Origin of the sequence: Archangium primigenium, from assembly GCF_016904885.1 — a bacterium.
Classification (GTDB): domain Bacteria; phylum Myxococcota; class Myxococcia; order Myxococcales; family Myxococcaceae; genus Cystobacter; species Cystobacter primigenius.
In genome coordinates this window covers 6,144,614-6,162,331 of the sequence record NZ_JADWYI010000001.1, presented here as the reverse complement: position 1 = coordinate 6,162,331, position 17,718 = coordinate 6,144,614, and the positions used below count along the sequence as shown (strand labels likewise).

The 17,718-nt window shown below is 76.2% G+C and carries 1 protein-coding gene (running past both ends of the window); it reads left to right on the top strand.

The whole window is internal to an Ig-like domain-containing protein gene (locus tag I3V78_RS25210; RefSeq protein WP_204490990.1) on the top strand: the coding sequence, 30,105 nt in all, runs 9,999 nt past the left edge and 2,388 nt past the right edge, and what appears here is coding positions 10,000-27,717, spanning codon 3,334 (complete) through codon 9,239 (complete); the first complete codon in view begins at nt 1. Both codon boundaries (start and stop) fall beyond the window edges.

Sequence of the window (17,718 nt, the reverse complement as noted above, 5' to 3'; positions counted from 1 at the left end):
GTGAAGGTGGACGCGGACGGGCGGGGCCTGGAGGCCCTCTCGCCGCCGGGCCTGGAGGGCGCGAGCGTGGTGTCGGTGCTCAACCCGGACGGGCTGGAGGGCTCGCTGCTGGGCGGCTTTCTCTACCTCCAGGTGTTGGACGTGGGGGCGGTGGTGCCCGCCACGGGCAGCGTCGGCGGAGGCCAGCTCGTGGAGCTGTCCGGCTCGGGCTTCCAGCGGGGCGCCTCGGTGCACTTCGACGGGGTGCCCGCCACCGACGTCCGGGTGCTGTCGCCGGGCCGCCTCTCCGCGCGCACGCCGCCGGGGCGCTTTGGCACGGTGGACGTGCGGGTGGACAACGCGGACGGCCGGTACGTGGTGAAGCCGGACGCCTTCCTCTACTCGAACCTCGTCGTGTCGCGGGTGCTCGGACGCCACGTTCCCCTGCCGGACCACGACGGCCCCGTGCGCCCCGCCGAGAAGCTGCCGCGCGGCGTGCCCCGGGCCGTGGTCCTGAAGAATGGCCTCGCGTGGTTGCTGAGCGAGGGCCGGGTGCTCGAGAACGCCCGCTCTCCCGAGGAGCTGCTCCAGCGCAGCCTGCACGCGGCCCTGACGGTGGTGGACGCGACGGTGCCGGAGAACGCCGTGGTGCGCGGAGGGGTGTCGTTCTCGCCGCCCTACCAGCCCCGCGCGCTCGCGGTGCGTGACGCCCTGGCGTACGTGGTGGCGGACGCCAAGGAGTTGCCCTTCGTGGACGTGGTGGGGGAGGGCGGGCCCTCGCTGCTGGTGGTGGACGGGGCGGTGCTCCAGGCGCCACGCGTGGTGACGGCGGTGCCCTTCGAGGGCCAGGCGCGCGCGGTGGCCCTGGCGGATGATCTGCTGCTGGTGGCCGCGGGCCCGGGGGGCCTCGCTCTCTTCTCCGTGGCCGAGCCCTCGCGGCCGGTGCTCGTGCGCGCCGTGCAGCGCATGCGCGTGCGGGGCGAGGTGCGCGCGGTGGACGTGCTCGACGTGGCCGTCTCCGGGCGCCATGCCCTCGTCAGGGTCGCCACCAGCGCCGGTGGGTCCTCGCTGGTGCTGGACCTGGCCGCGCCCGGCCTCGAGGTCATCGGCGAGGCGGGGGACCTGGGCCCCGTGGCGCTCCAGGGCCCGCGGGGGCTCGCGCTCTCGGGCGGGCGGATCCACACGCTCTCGCTCTCGCCGCCCACGTGGCCCCGCACCCTCGTGGGCATGACCTCGCTCGTTGGCAACTCGCCCCAGGTCGTCGCGGTGGGCCCCCACGTGGGCGCGGTGGGCGCCGAAGGCGCGGTGGGCGCCGAGGGCGGCTCGCGCTCGGGCACGCTGGAGGTCTCCCTGAGCGCGGATCCCTCCCGGCCCCGGGCGGTGGACGCGGTGGATCTCCTTCCCGCCGCGCGCTTCGGGGGCGTCGCGGTGGAGCGGGACGTGGCCGTCGTCTCCGTGTCCGCCACGCTGATGCGGGAACCCGGAACCGGGAGGCTCACGGTGTCCGAGGGCCCCATGCCGGAGGATCCGAACAGACCGGTGCCGCCCGCGGATGGACTGGCCGTGGTGCGCATGCCCTTCCTCATGGGCGTGGGCAGCCAACCCGCGGATGGCGACACCGACGTGCCCACCTCCACGCCCCTGCGGCTGGAGTTCAACCGCGAGGTGGCGGGGGCCTCGGCCGAGACGGTCCGACTCATCCGCCAGGATGGCTCGGTGAACGGCGTGGTGGAGTCGGCGGGAGTCCAGGTGCTCGGGCGCACCGTGCTGCTGCTGCCCGGGCAACCGCTCGCCCCCGCGACGCGCTACCGCGTGGTGGCCGAGGCGCTGACGGATGCCGACACCCAGGCGCGGATGGCGGGCCCCTTCACGTTGGAGTTCTCCACGGCCAGCGGGCCCCACGCCCTGCCCGTGTCCGTGGTGGGCCTCACGCCGCGCGAGGGCCCCGCCACGGGGGGCACGCTCGTGAGCGTGACGGGCACGGGCTTCGAGGCCGGCGCCAACGTGCGCCTGGGCGGGGTGCTCGCCACCGAGGTGGGGGTGTCGCCGGATGGCACGCGGTTGACGGCGCGCACGCCCGCCAATGTCGCGGGGGCCGCGACGCTCGAGGTCCTCAATCCCTCGGGGAGCGTGGCGCGGCGCCTGGGCGCGTTCCTCTTCACCCAGCCGCTCTCCCTGCTCGCGGCCACTCCGGCGCGGGGTCCCGCCTCGGGTGGCACGCGGGTCCTGCTCACCGGCACCGGCTTCTCCTCGGAGGGGAGCGTCCAGGTGCGCTTCGGCGGCGTGCCGGCGTTGCGCACCCGGGTGCTCGGCCTGGACAGGCTCGAGGTGTACACGCCCCGGGGCCTGCGCGGTCCGGTGGACATCCAGGTTCTCCAGGCGGACGGGCAGCGGGCCACCCTGACGAAGGGCTACGTCTTCGATCAGCCGGGCGGGGCCTCGGTGGCGCTCAAGAACCGGCCCGTGGACGTGGTGGTGGTGGGCGACTCGGCGCTCGTGCTCCAGCGCGATGGGCTGTCGGTGGTGGACCTGTCCGGGCTCTACCGCAAGGGCCCCCTGCGCGACACGCCCATTCCCCCGGACCTGGCGGATGGCCTGGTGGACGAGGATCGCGACGGCGTGGATGACCGGTTCGTCTCCTTCCTCGCGATTCCCGACGCCCTGTCCCTGGCCTATCCGCCCTCGTGGGGCCACCGGCTCTTCGTGGGCACGGGCGGCTGGGACGCGCGGGCGCAGCGCTGGACGCCAGGCGAGGTGCTGGAGGTGAACCTGGGCGACCTGGCCCGGCCCGCCGTGGTGGCCCGCACGGGCGCGGCCCGGGCGCCCGTGTTCGGCCTGGAGACGCGGGACGAGCGGCTCCTGGCCGCCACCGGAGAGCAGGGCTTGAGCAGCCTCGACGTCTCCCATGAGGCGTTCCTCGTGGGCGGCATGTCCGTGACGGGCTCCGCGCAGACCGTGGCCGCCTCCGGGGAACGGGCGGCGCTGGGTCTGGGCCAGCGCGACGCCACCTTCGCCGTGTCCCAGGGCGAGCTGCGGCTGGTGTCCACCGAGGCGGCCCCCGTGGCGCGCGGGGCGGTGCCGCTGCTCGACGCGCAGCGGACGCGGTGGAAGGGCGAGGTGGCGGTGGTGGCCGCGGGCAGCGCGGGCCTGGTGCTGGTGGACGCGGCGGACCTGATGGCGCCCCGGGTGCTCGCCACGGTGCCGGTGGGCGGCTTCGCGTGGGACGTGCGGCTCCAGGGGGACCTGGCTTATGTGGCCGCGGGCAGCGCGGGCGTGGCGGTGGTGGACCTGACGGATCCCGCCCACCCGGTGGTGCTCTACCACGTGACGGGGGCCCAGGGCGGCGAGGCGAAGCTCGTGGAGCTGTCCTGGGGCGGGCGGCTGGTGAGCCTGCGGGATCGCGGCGTACGGGGCTGGTCCGTGGACTTCGGACGGCCGGCGGAGCTGGCGGTGGTCTCCGCGAGCGTGGCGCCGGGCGAGGTGGTGCCGCTGTCGCTGCCCTCGGTCACGGTGACGCTGTCCGCCGCGCTCCTGCCGTCCTCGGCCCCGGGCGCGTTCTCGTTCACGGCGGAGGGCGTCCCCGTGCCGGGCACCCTGGAGGCGGGCACGGCGGAGCTGCCCGTGAGCACGCTGGTGTTCCGCCCCTCGGCGCCGCTGCCCGCGGGGGCGCTCTTGAAGGTGGCGCTGAACACGTCGCTGCGCTCGCTGCTGGGAGACGCCCTGGTGGCGCCCCACGAGGTGCGCTTCCGGGCCGCGGCGAGCGCGGGAGAGCGGCCGGTGCTCTCCCAGGTGGTGCCGCGCGTGGGCCCGTCCGCGGGCGGCACGGCGTGCGAGTTGCTCGGCGCGGGCTTCGTGCCGGGGACCCTCGTGCACATCGGCGGCGTGCCCGCGCCCATGCTCACGCTCGCCTCCCAGCGGATGACGGTGCGGGTGCCCCCCGGCGCGCCCGGCCTCGCGGACGTGCGGGTGACACACCCCTCGGGCGTCAGCGCGTGGCGCGCGGGCGGCTATTTCTACGCGGCGCCCCTGTGGGTGGACTCGGCGGCGCCGCGCTTCCTCGATCCCCGGGGGGGCAGCGGCGTGCGCCTCACCGGACGGGGCTTCCTGCCGTCCTGGTCCAGCCCGCTGGGCTCCACGCGCGTGCTGCTGCGCGGCCTGCCCGCGCGCGAGGTGCGGGTGGAGTCCACCACGTCCCTGACGGCGGTGGCGGGGCCCGGCTCCTTCGGGGACGTGGACGTGGAGGTGGTGGCGGCGGAGGGGTCGCCCCGCGCGAGCGCGCCCTCGCCCCTGGGTTACGGGCTGCCGTTCTCCGGCAAGAGCGTGGGCGCCTCCGTCGCGCCGGTGGCGCTGGCCTCCAACGCCGAGCAGCCCCTGTTGCCGTTCGCCGCGGCGGGCGCGGCCATGGAGGGCAACCGCTTCCCCCAGCCGTACACCGGTCCCCTCACCGGGGGCGGCACGGTGCCCGAGTCCTTCCGCATGGTGGCCTATGACGTGAGCCGCGCGGGCCGTCCCGAGCTGGTCGGGGCCTCGGTGGTGGATCCGCCCGATCACCGGGTGGACGAGCTCGTGGGCCGTCTGGCGGAGCTGCTGGAGAAGGGGCTGCCCCTGCCCGAGGTGGAGCTGATGCCGGACTCCATGGACGTGGCGGCGCGCGGCGCCCAGCTCCTGGTGGCCAACGGCGCCAGCGGCCTGTCGGTGATCGACGTGTCCGGCACCACGCAGGAGCAGTGGCCGCTGCGGGGCCGGGGCGGCATCGGCAGTGTGCACGGTGATTCGTACGCCACGCGCCTGCTGCCCACGCCCACGGGCGCCTGGGTGCTCACCCACTCCCTGGCGGGCAACGTCGAGGAAGATGAACGGATCTGCGTGAACTCGCCGACCTACGCGGCGGCGGGCGAGGGCGGTGAGCTGGTGCTCTTCGACACCCGCGACCCGGCGGATCCGGTGCGCGTGGGCCACGTGGGGAGTGGCGCGATCGCCCAGGAGCCGTATGGCGCCACGGTGGCGGGGGGTCGGCTGCTCGTGGCCATGGGCAACCACGAGGGGCTCATGCACTGCACGGACCAGGCGTTTCCTCCGCCGCCATGGGCCTCGCTCAAGAGTGGCCCGCGCACGAAGTTCGTGGGCAAGAGCCACGACTACACCGCCGAGGGCACGGACATCGAAAACATGGCGGGCCCCCATGGCTCGCTGGAGCTGTATGACGGCGCGGGCGTGGGGGCGCGGCGGCTCGCCCGGCGGCCCTATCCCTACAGCCTCACGGACGTGGTGGTGGTGCGCGACGTGGCCATCGCCGCCGCGGCCGAGTACGGCCTGCTCTTCTTCGACGTGCGCGCCGACGAGCCCCAGGCGCCGCGCGAGCTGCTGCGCCTGCCCTTCGATCACACGCTGTCCAACACGCCCGGCCAGCCCCTGCGCCTGCGGCTCGTGGGAGATCTGCTCTTCGTGGCCGCCTCCTCGGGCGGGGTCTACATCCTGGACGTGGCGGACCCCCGTCACCCCGAGTGGATCAGCGGGGGCAACACCGAGCGCGCCCTGGACGTGATGCCGGTGGGAGACCGGCTGCTCGTGGCGGGCCGCACCGAGCTCACCGAGCTGGCGGTGCCCTTCCTCATGCCCCTGTCCACCTCACCCGAGCGGGACGCGCTCGTGCCGCCGGGGCTGGCCTGGCTCGAGGTGCGCTTCAACCGCCCCCTGGCGCCCGCCACCGTCAACGCCACGAGCGTGACCCTGACGGGGCCCGAGGGCGCGGTGCCCCTGACGCTGTCCGTGGTGGCCGAGCCCGCCACGCTCACCTACGCGCTGCGCGCCCGGCTCCCCGAGGCGGGCCTCGCGCCCGGCGCCACCTACGCGCTGCGCGTCGAGTCCACCGTGGCGGATCAACGGGGCGGGGGGATGATCCGTCCCCTGAGCACCTCGTTCCGCACGGGCGCCACGGGCAGCCTCCAGCCAAGGGTGGACACGGTGCGGCCGACCGCCGTGTCGCTCGGGGGGGGCCAGCAGGTGGTGCTCCGGGGCGCGGGGCTGGGCCATGTGGGCCGGGTGCGCGTGGGCGGCGCGGAGGCGAGCTTCCAGGCCGTGGGGGACTCGGAGCTGCGTGTCACGGCGCCGGCCTCGAGCCGCGCGGGACCGGTGGACGTGCGCGTGGAGGACGCGGGCGGACCGTGGGCGGTGCTGCCGCACGGTCTGCTCTACCTGTCTCCGTTCGCGGGCGCGCATGCGGTCCTCACGCCGGACCATGGCTCGGTGGAGGGCGGCACCGCGGTGACGGTGGACTTCGGCGCGGCCTCGCCCGTGGCGCCGGGCACCCGGGTGCTCGTCGGGGACCGGGACGGCGTGGACGTGGACGTGGTGAGCCTGTCCTCGGTGCGCTTCACCACGCCGCGGCCGGAGGGGGCGGGGCTGGTGCCGGTGCGGCTCGTGCGCCCGGGCGAGGCGCCGGAGACGGTGGGCTTCTTCTCGTATGACCTGCCCACCGGAACCACGGTGAAGCTGCCGGGCTTCCCGCCTCGCGAGACGTCCGAGGTGGTGCTCGCGGGAGAGCTGCTGTACGCGGGCGTGCCCACCCTGGGCCATGAGGGGCTCGAGCTGTTCAACCTGCGCGTGCCCGAGTCCCCCATCCGCCTGGGCGGCTTGCGCACGGACGGCCCGGTGCGGGGCGTGGAGGCCCGGGGCGCGCTGGCGCTGCTGGCCACGGACGCGTTCGGCCTGGTGGCGGTGGACGTGCAGGATCCCGCGCATCCCTTCCTCGTGGGCCGGGCCGTCACCGCGGGCCTCGCCACCGGGGTGCGGCTGGAGGGCGGGCTCGCCCACGTCTCGGTGACGCAGCTGGACGCGGGCGCCGGGTACGTGCAGACGTTCGACGTCTCCCAGCCCTCGCTGCCGCTCGTCGCCACCACGCCGCTCACCGAGGACGCGCTCGCCCTGGAGCCCACGCCCGGGCGCTTCTACGCGCTCACCTCCAACGTGCGCGAGGGCGCGCGCGATGCCCTGCGCCTGTCCATCTTCTCGCGCCAGGGCCAGCGCCTGGGTGGCATCGTGGTGGACGCCACCCCGCGCGACTACGCGGAGCTGGTGCGCAGCCGGCTCACCGTGCGGGGCGATCGCGCCTACGTCACCCTGGGCTCGCGCCTGTACGTGTTCGACGTGAGCGACGAAGCCGCGCCGCGTGTCCTGCACTCCACCGAGCTGGGCGCGCCGGCGCGGGGGCTCACCTGGTCGGGCGGCTCGCTGCTCGTGTCCCTGGCGGGGGAGGGCGCCACGCTCGTCACCCTGCCGCCCTCGGAGCTGCTCGGGGTGGGCCATGCGCCCGAGGACGGAGCGCTCGCCTCGCCCTTCGCCTCCGTGCGCGTGGACATGAGCCTGCCCGTGCAGCCGGACTCGGTGACGGCGGACACCTTCCAGGTGATGCGGGTGGGCCCCGGCGGCCCCGAGCCGGTGGCGGGTGCGCGCGAGGTGGTGTTCGCCACGCGGGGCTCCTCGCTCGTGTTCACCCCGGCGGCGCCGCTCCCGCCCGGCGCGCGCATCGAGGTGGAGGTGGAGGGCGTGCGCGCCTTCGACACCCGGCTCCTCGCGCGGCCCGTGTCCTTCGCCTTCCAGGTGGCCCCCGAGGACGCGCTCCAGCCGGTGGTGGAGCGGCTCGAGCCCTCCTCGGGCCTCGTGGGCGGCTTCACCGTCACGCGGGTGCGCGGCGCGGGCTTCCGTCCGGGCGTGACGGTGAAGGTGGCCGGACAGGAGGCCACGGTGCTCTCCGTGGAGCCAGAGGCGCTGGAGCTCGTCGTCCCGCCGTCGCTCTCCACGTCGGGTCCGGCGGCGGTGGAGGTGCGCGACCCGAGCGGCCTGTCCGCGGTGCGGCTCGGGGGCTTTCTCTACCGCGAGCCCCTGCGGCTCACGCTGCTGGCGCCGGATCGCTCGCCGCAGCAGGGCGGGGTGGCCGTGGAGCTGCGGGGCACGGGCTTCATGCCCGGGCTCGAGGTGAAGTTCGGCGGCACGGCATCCTTCCAGGTGGACGTGACGCGCATGGAGCGCGCGGTGGCGGTGGCGCCGCCGCATGCGCAGGGCCTGGTGGACGTGGAGGGGGTGCTCGGCGCCCAGTCCTCCCGCAAGACGCGCGCCTTCCTCTATGGCACGGGCGCGGTGGCCCGGCTGACCACGCCGCCGGTGCGCGACGTGCGGGTGGACGGCTCGGTGGCCTATGTGGCGCTCGGGGGCGAGTCGGACATCGTCGGCCTGGACGCCGAGGGCCACCTCGTCACCCACGAGGCCGGCCGCCGCTCGGAGGAGGGCGGCCTGATGGTGGCGGACATCGGCGAGCCCACGGTGGCGCGCGAGGTGAAGCGGGTGGACGTGCCCGTGCGCGGCGGCGTGCGCCGCATCGCGCGAGCGGGCAACACCCTGTACCTGGCGGCGGGCTCGAAGGGCGTGGTGGCGGTGGACGTGACCCAGCCGGCCAACGCGACGAAGCTGTGGGAGCGGCTCTCGCGGGGTGAGGCGGCGGACGTGGTGGTCGCGGACAGCTTGATCTTCGTGGCGGACGCGGTGGGCGTGCAGGTGTTCCGCACGGGCGAGACGGAGCAGCCCCTGCTCGTGGCCGAGCGCGCCCTGCCCGGAGGCGCGAGCGCGCTGGCGCTGCACGGGGGCCTGCTGCTCGTCTCCAACGCGAGCCCCACGGACGCGCGGCTGTACGTGCTGGACGCGCGACGCGGAGACCTGGCGATGCTGGGGCCGGACGCCTCGCTGGGGCTGTCCGCGCCCGCGCGGCACATCACCGCGGAGGGCACGCGGGCCTTCGTGTCGCTGGGACGCGCCGGCCAGGTGGCGCTGGTGGAGCTGGCGGATCCCGCGCGGCCCGCGCCGGCGGGCACGCTGGTGCTGCGTGACGAGCTCCAGCAGGGCTGGGTCTCCGCCGAGCAGGCGCTGGTGGCGGGAGACGTGGTGTGGGTGGCGGCGGGAGGGGGCAAGGTGCAGCGCTTCGTGGCGCCGGTGGGCCAGACGCCGCGCTGGCTGGAGACGGCGGCGGTGCCCGGCGACGCCAAGGCCGTGGCGCGCGCGGGACGCTACCTGCTGACGGGCACGCTGCTGCTGGACCTGCTGGGCGAGGCGGTGGAGATGCCCCTGTCGGCCGCGCAGGGCAATGGGCGGGACGCATCGTTGACCGGCGGGCTCGTGTCGGTGGCGGTGGACCACCTGGAGCTGCGGGGCACCCTGCCGCGCGCGGGCGAGACGGTGCCGGTGGGGGTGGCGCCGGAGGTGGCGCTCAGCGCGCTGCCGGACATGGCCACCGCGGGCGCGGTGCGGCTGGAGCGGGGGGATGGCACCGAGGTGCGCGTGGCGCGGCAGGTGCGCGCCGAGCCCGAGGGCGCGCGGATGTGGCTGCTGCCGCAGGCGTCGTTGGACGTGGACACTCCGTACGTGCTGCGCGTGGGGCCGACGCTGGCGGACCTTGGAGGCCGGGCGCTGGGGGCGGAGGTGGCGGTGCGCTTCCGCACGGGCCCGAGCGCGGTGCCCGAGCGGCCGGAACTCCACGCGCTGGTGCCGGCCTCGGGCCTGGAGGAAGGTGGGGACGCGGCGGTGCTCTCCGGCGCGGGCTTCCTGCCGGGCTGTCAGGTGTGGGTGGGGGATGCGCTGGCCCCGGGCGTGACGGTGTCGGCGGAGGGCACGCGGGTGCGCTTCACCGTGCCCCCGGGCGTGGCGGGGCCGGCGGCGGTGCGCGTGCGCAACCCCAACGGACTGGAGGCGATGCGCCTGGGCCTGTACCGCTACCTGGTGCCGCCCGCGTTGACGAAGGTGTCCCCCGCCCACGCGCCCTTCCAGAGCCGCGAGCGGGTGACGCTGACGGGCCGGGGCTTCTCGGCCACCACCCAGGTGTCCTTCGGGGGCCGGCCGGCGCTGCACCCGCTGCTGGACGCGCACGGGGCGCTCTCCGTGGAGGTGCCGGACGAGGTGACGGGCGTCGTGGACGTGGCGGTGGCGACGCCCACCGCGGGCGGCGCCCGGGTGGCCACCGCCCCCGGGGCCTTCACCTACACGCTCAAGCCCCTGGGCAGCGCGGGCGGCGCCGAGGCCCTGGCGGTGGCGGGCCGGGTGCTGTTGGTGGCGCGGGCGGGGCGACTGGTGGCGATGGACCTGACGCGTCCGGGAGACCTGCCCGAGCTGGCCAACGTGGAGGGCGTGTCCAAGGCGAGCGGCCTGGCGGTGGCGGGGGACGAGGCCTGGCTCGCGGGCGGCGGACAGGTGGCGCGCTACGCGCTGGACGACTGTGGCGCGGGGCTGCCGGTGGGCTGCTCGCCGCGGCTGCTCGAGCGCATCCCGCTCGTGTCCTCGGCGCCGAGCCGCGTGGCGGTGGGGCCGGGCACGGCCTATGTGACGGTGGCGGGCGGCGGCGAGGTGGTGCTGCTTGGCCGCGTGGACGGGGCGACGCGCGTGGTGGCCCAGGTGAGCGTGGGGCCCGGCGTGGTGCGGGGCGTGGCCATGGCGGGTGCGGTGCTCGCGGTGCTGGTGGAGGACACGGCCACGTGGAAGGGCCGGTTGGAGCTGCGCGACGTGGCGGATGGCTCGCTCGCGCTCGTGGGCCAGGTCTCCGGCTTGCCCGGGCCCCTGTCCGCCCTCTCCGCCGAGGGCACGCGCGTGGCGGTGGCCTCGACGGCCGGCGTGCGCCTGTTCGAGACGGTGGAGCCCGCGCGGCCCTTCCTCCTGGGCGCGTGGGAAGGCCAGGGCGCCTCGGCGGCCGTGACGCTGGCGGGCCCGTGGGCGCTGGCCTCGGGAGCGCACGGGCTCGCGTGGCTGGACACCACCCAGGGCGTGACGCGGCGCACCCGGAGCATCACGCTCGGTGACGCGCCGCTGCTGGCGGTGGGCGCGGGCGTGGCGGTGGCGGCCCGGGAGCACGAGCTGCGCACCTTCGAGCTGCCCTATCCCACGCTCTTCGCGCAAGGGCCCGCGCCGGGCGGTGCGCTGCCGTGGGGCGCCGCCGTGTCGGTGACGCTCGCGGATCGTCTGCCGCCCTCCGTCTCCCAGGGCACGGGACTGGAGCTGGTGGGCGCGGGGGGACCGCTCGCGGGCACGCTCACGCATCAGGGCGCGGCCGTGGTCTTCCAACCCACGGCGCCGCTGACACCCGGCGCGTCGGTGCTCGCCCGCGTCGCCTTCGCGCCCACGCCGTATGTGGGCGGCACGGTGCGCGCGCCCTGGACCTGGTCGGTGGTGCCCCAGGCGGAGGGGGGGACGGCGCTCCGGGTGGACGCGTTGACGCCCGGCCATGGCGGCGTGGCGGGCGGCTTCCCGGTGGTGCTGCACGGCGCGGGCTTCGACGCGAGCACCGAGGTCTTCTTCGGCACCCGGGCGGCCCCGGTCCAGGGGCCGGTGATGGCGGACACGCTCGAGGTGCGCGCTCCGCCCTCGGCCCTGCCGGGCCCGGTGCGGGTGCGGGTGCGCTCGGGCGCCGGAGGCACGCCGGTGGATGTGCCCGGAGGCTTCGTCTACGTGGCGCCGCTGTCGCTCGCGCGCGTGACGCCACCCGGACGGGTGGACCTGACGGGCGGCACGGTGGCGGTGGAGGGCACGGGCTTCCACCTCGGCCTCCAGGCGCGGCTGGACGGGCTGGGCACCTCGGTGAGCGACCTCACCCCCACGCGCTTCACGCTGCGGGTGCCTCCGGGGCCGAGCGGATGGTTGGACCTCGAGGTGTCCCAGGCTGGCACGCCGCCGGTGTCGCTGGCGCGCGCCGTGCTGCGCGCGGACAGCGTCGCGCCCCGCGTCGTCGCCTGGGAGCCGTTGGACCTGCTCGGCACGAGCCCGGTGCCGCTCGACACCGTCTTCACCCTGCGCTTCGACGAGCCCATCGATCCGGCCACCGCCGCGTCGGTGCGGCTGCTGCGGGGGGCGGGCGTCGAGCCCGGCACGGTCTCGGTGGCCGCGGACGAGCGGAGTGTCACCTTCACCCCGGCCGCGGCGCTGCCCTCGACGAAGGACTTCGTCCTCACGGCCGCGGGCGTGGCGGACCGCTACGGCAATGCCCTCGGGGACTCGGAGGCGTCGCGGCGCGCCTTCTCCTCGCGGGACGTGGTGCCTCCCAGCGTGTCCCTGCGGCTGGAGGACGCCACGCAGCCCCTGTCCCCGGGCACGCTGCTGGCCGCGGAGGTGGACTGGGCGCTGCGGCTGGTGGCCGCGGATGACGGCGGCGCCCTGCGCGAGCTCCTGCTGTGGGTGGATGGGGTGGAGAAGGCCGTGACTCCGCAGGGGCGGGCGGTGCACCGCTGGCCCGCGAGCATGCGGGCCCAGATCTCCACGCTGCGCGCGCGCGCGGTGGACCGGGCGGGCAACGCCAGCGAGTTCCAGGTGACGGTGCAGGTGGTGGACGACACGCCGCCCACGGTCACCCTGACCCAGCCCGCCACCGCCCACGTCCAGGTGGAGCAGGGCACGGCGGTGCCCGTGGCGATGTCGGCCCGGGACAACCACACCGTGACGGTGGTGGAGCTGCGGTTGGATGGCGTGCCATTCAAGCGCGCCTCGGGCCTGTCCGCCGCCTCCACCACGCTCGCCCATTCGCTGCGCGTGGACACACCGGGCGAGCACGTGCTGAGCGCCCTGGCCATCGACGAGCGCGGGCAGATCGGCACCTCGGGCAGCGTGACGCTGACGGTGACCCCGGACACCGCGCCCCCCGAGCTGGCCTGGTATACGCCCGCCTCGGGCGAGCGGCTGACGGGCGGAGTGCCCACCTCCCTCGGCGTGAACGCGCGGGATACGAGCGGCGTGGAGCGCGTGAGCTTCTCGGTGGACGGCGTGCCCTTGAAGACCCTCGTGGCGCCTCCGTGGCGCGTGGCGTGGACTCCGCCCGCCGTGACCGAGGACACCCCGCGCACGGTGGTGGCCCGGGCCCGGGATGGCCGGGGCAACGAGTCCACGGTGAGCGTGCCGGTGATGCTGGTGCCGGCCTCGGCACCGCCGCCCGTGATCACCCTCGAGAACGACTACACCTATGGCTCCATCACCGAGGGCGCGCGGCTCACCCTGTCCGCCCTCGTCCAATCGACGACGGGGGTGTCGCGCGTGCGGCTGTCCCTGGGCGACGCGGAGGTGACGCTCACCCGACCCCCGTGGCAGCACACCTTCCGCGCCCCCCGGCTCGTGGACAACGTGCCCACCGTCCTTCATGCGCGCGCCCGGGTCTGGGACGCGAGCGACCGCGAGGGCACGCAGGACGTGAAGTCGTACCTCGTGAAGGACGATGGCCTGTCGTCCAGTGGCACCTCGCCGCTCGTGCACCCCGTGGGGCCCGAGTGGCTGGGCGGCTCGGGGCTGCGTGCGCGAACGGCGGCGGGTGTCCCCGTGGCGGGCGTGGCGGTGCGCGTGGGGGGCACGCGGCTGACCCCCGAGGTGGAGGGGGGCTACACCCTGCCGCTCGGGCCGGACGGGGCCCCGGTGCGCCTGTCCGCCGCCCACGAGACGCCAGACGACGGGTGGTTGTTCGACGAGCGGCAGGGGACGTTGACGGCCTTCGCCGCGGGCCCGGTGGCGCGGACGCCGGACGTGGACGAGCCTGGGGTGGGCGTCCACGCGCGGGGCCCGTGGCGGGTGGTGCTGCGCGATCGCGGCGGTCTCACCCGGGTGGAGCTGTTCGACGCGGCCACGCGCCTCAAGGTGGCCGAGCAGACGCTGGAGGGGGTCGCGGCGGGCGTCGCCCTGGTGGGCGAGCGGGTGGTGGTGGCGCTGCGCGCGGGCACGGGGGGACGGCTGGACGTGCTCGCGCTGCCCACGCTGGAGGCGGTGACGTCCTGGCCCGTGGCCCGTCCGCCCCGCGCGCTGGAGCCCGTGGGCGCCGGGCTCGCGGTGGGCACGGACGAGGGCCTCGAGCTGTGGGACGCGGCGGGGCGGGTGGCGGGCCGGCTCGCGCTGGGGCCCCTCCAGACGCTGTCGGCCGAGGGCGAGCGCCTGGCGGTCCTCTCCGCCGGGAGCCTGTACGAAGTGGACGCCCACACGCCGCACGCGCCCGTGGTGGTGGCCTCGGTGCCGGTGCCGGGGGTCGTCGCGGTGGCGGCGCTGGCGGGGGGCCGACGCTGCGGGGTGGGGGACACGGCGCGCTGCTTCCAGGTGGAGCCGGCGAGCCTGCGCCTGGTGGGGGAGACGCCGCTGCCGGGCCGGGCCACCTCCGCCCAGGGCCAAGGCCCCTGGCTGCTGGTGGGCACGAGCGACGGGCTGTCCGTGGTGGACACGCGCGCGGCGCCCGTGACGGTGGGGCACTACCGCGCGATGCGGGGCGAGGTGCGGGCCTCGGCGGGACGGCTCTTCGCCGTGGCGCGCGGCGAGGTGTCGTGGCTGGACCTCAAGCGGAGCGCGGGTCCGCTCACGCCGCACCTGTCCCCGCCGGTCGCGGCGGCCCCGGGCGCGCGGGTGGCCCTGGGCGCGTCGGTGACGGGCCTCACGGATTCACGGGACAGCTACGAGGCGGAACTGCGCGTGGAGGGCCACCGCGTCGAGACGCGGGACGGACGGCCGCCGGAGTTCGTGGACCTGCCACGCACGGGCACCCGGGCGCGCGTGGAGCTGCGGGTGGTGGACCTGGCCGGCCACGCGTCCACCGCCTCCGCCGAGGTGCGCCTGGAGGAGGACGCCTCGGGCCCCGCGCTGGTGGAGTTGCGCGCGCGGAGCGAGGTGCCCTCGGGCGCGCTGCTGCCGGTGGTGGCGGTGGCGGCGGAGCCCTCGCGCGTGGCGCACGTGGAGTACACCCTGGACGGCGGAGTGCCGGGCCATGCGTGGGCGCCGGCGCTGGCGTGGGAGTCGCGCATGCCCACGGTGGCGCTGGACACGCCGGTGACGCTGAGCGCCGTGGCGGTGGATGCCGCGGGCCGCCGGGGTCCGCCCCTGACGCGCACGGTGCTCGTGCGTCCGGACGTGTTCTCGCCCTCGCTCACCCTGGCGCGCGTGGGGAGCGGCCCCCTGATCGAGGGAGCCTGGGTGCGGCTGCGGGCCACGCCCACGCCCACGAGCGCGCAGGTGCGCTTCCGGGTGGAGGGCGTGGAGTTCCAGCGCGCGAGCCTGCCGCCCCACGAGGCGCTGCTGCGGCTGCCCGTGGGCACGGGCTCGCGCACGCTCGGGGTGGAGGCGGTGGCGGTGGATGCCGAGGGCCGCGAGTCCGCGCCGGTCGCGCTGTCGCTCACGGTGGTGGATGACCTGACGCCGCCCGCGCTGACGCTCACCCTGGAGCCCTCGGGCACGCTCGTGGCGGCGGGGGGCGGGGTGCGCGCGAGCCTCACGGTGACGGACGCCGCGGAGCTGGAGTCCTGGGGCTTGCGCGCGACGGTGGCGGGCGTGGAGGTGGCGAGCGGCGGCACCTCGCTGGCCTTCACCGTGCCCGCGTCGACGCCGCCCGGAGTGGAGCTGGAGGTGGTGGCCAGCGCGAAGGACCTGGGGGGCAACGCGGCGGTGGCGCGAGCGCGGCGCACCGTGGTGTCCGGAGTGCACGCGGGCCCGGGCTCGGTGACCGGGGGCTCCTTCGTGGGCGCCCTGCGGCTGGCGCGCGTGGGCCGCACCGTGTACGCGACGACCCCGGCGGGACTGGCGGTGGGTGAGGTGGTGGACGAGGCCTCGCCGCGAGTCGAGCCCCTCGGCTTCCTGCCGACCGGGGCCGCGCCCACCGCGCTGGCAGTGCGTGGCGGCCTGGCGGTGCTCGTGCTGTCCAACGGCCTGTCGTGGGTGGTGGACGTCTCGGACCCGGCCCGTCCGAGGGCGGTCGGCTCGCTCTCGAACGTCACCGACGTCGTCGCGGGGGATGAGTTCTACGCCTCGATGTACAGCGGCTCGCTCTATCGCTTGAACCTGGACACCCCCTCGTCACCCTCCACGGTCTTCCTCTCGCCCTCGTACAACGACAACCGCTACTACGAGAATCTGACGGCCCTGTTCGGGATGCCGGAGGGCCTCGCGTGGATTCCTGGCACGGGCGGGTTCTTCTTGCGCTCCGTGAAGAGCGATGGCCGCGAGGGCCTCTTGAACGTGTGGTACCCGCCGGCCTCTCCGCGGGTGATGCGGTGGCATGACGGGCGACTGCTGGTCGGCACGGCGAACTCGCTCGTGGTGCTGCCGCGCCAGGACGACACCCTGAACGGGTCCACCTCGCTCCCGCTGCCAGCGAGCGTGCGCGCCATGGCGGTGGTGGACGGCCGGGTGTGGCTGGCGTGCGAGGATGACCGGCTGCGGGTGGTGGACGTGCGCGACCCCTCCACGCCCCAGCTCATCGCCTCCGAGGCGCTCGCGGTCACCGGCGTCGAGGTGTCCGGAGGCGTGCTCATCCTCTCCACGCCCCAGGGGCTGGTGACGCGGCGGCTGCCCTCCGAGGGCGCCTCGGGCGCGGCGCTGACGGTGGCGCTGGGCGGCGTGACCCTGGACGACGCGGCCCGGGGTCTGACGGCCTTCCGCCGGAGCGTCCTGGTGGCCTCCGGACTGACGGGCGTGCAGGCCGTGTCCCTCGACAACCCCGCCGCGCCGGTGCGCACCCGCCAGGCCGTGGCCGGATTGGCGTCGCGTCAGGTGGAGCGCGCGGGGCTGGACGTGCTCACCCTGGACAACCAGACGCTCACGGTGAGCCGGGAGGTGACCGATGGGAGCCTCTCCGCCGATTCGACGCGCACCGCGCGGGTGCGGGCGCTGGGCAACACCGAGCGCTTCGCCGTGTCCCCGCGCCGGCTGTGGACGGTGGCGGGCGGCAAGGTGTCCACCGTGACGCTGCCCGAGGCGCTCTCCCCGGCCTCGCTGCTGCTCGGCTCGGGCACGGTGGACGTGGCGGGAGACGAGTCCCGCGCGGTGGTGGCCCTGGGCGGCGCGGGCGCGGCGATCGTGGGTCTGGACGCCGTGGGGACGCTGCGGCAAGCGGCGCTGGTGGCGGACGCCCCCGTGGACGCGGTGGCGCTCGACGGGCCCCTGGCGGTGCTGGGCGGCAACTCGGGCCTGGCGCTCGTGGACGTGAGCGACGTGACGGCGCCGGTGCGTCGGGCCTCCGTGCCCACCGCGGGGCCCGTGCGCCGGGTGCGGCTGGTGGGCGGGCTGGCCCTGGTGAGCGAGGGCGCCGCCGGTGTCGAGCTCTGGGACGTGACGGCGCCTGGCGCGCCGGTGCGACTGGCGCTGCTGCCCGTGCCGCGCGCCGAGGACGCCGTCGTCGCGGCCGGGCTCGTGGTGGTGGCCGACGGCGGGGGCGGGGTGAGGACCTTCCCCCTGCCCGCGGCGGCGCTCGGGCTCGTGGCGCGCCTGCTGCCCGGCGTGGAGGAGGCCCAGCCCGGGGACATGGTGGACGTGCCGGCGTTGGCCTCCGGCGTGGGGCTGGATGACGCCGAGCTGCTGGTGGATGGTCAGGTGGTGGGCCAGGTGGATCCGACCGCCGCCCGCATGCGCTACCGCGTCTCGTCCCAGGCCTCCATCGGCCATGCGTTGGGCTTCCAGTTGCGGGTGCGCTCGGTGTCGGGGGCCCAGGCGCTCTCCGAGGTCCGGCGCGTCCGGGTCGTCCGGGCCACGGAGCCGTCCGCGCTCTCCCTGTCCCTGCCGTGGTACTCGTCCTCGCTGGGCACGTACGCCTCCGGCTCGGTCTTCCAGCTGAATGGCTCCATCTCGGGCGGACGCCCGCCCTATTCGGCGCGGATCCGCTGGGGCGGCCAGGAGGTGGGCGTCCTGGAAAATCTCTCCATCTATTCGTTCACCACGCGATTGACGCTGCCCGTGGTGACGGCGGACACCACGGCGCCCCTC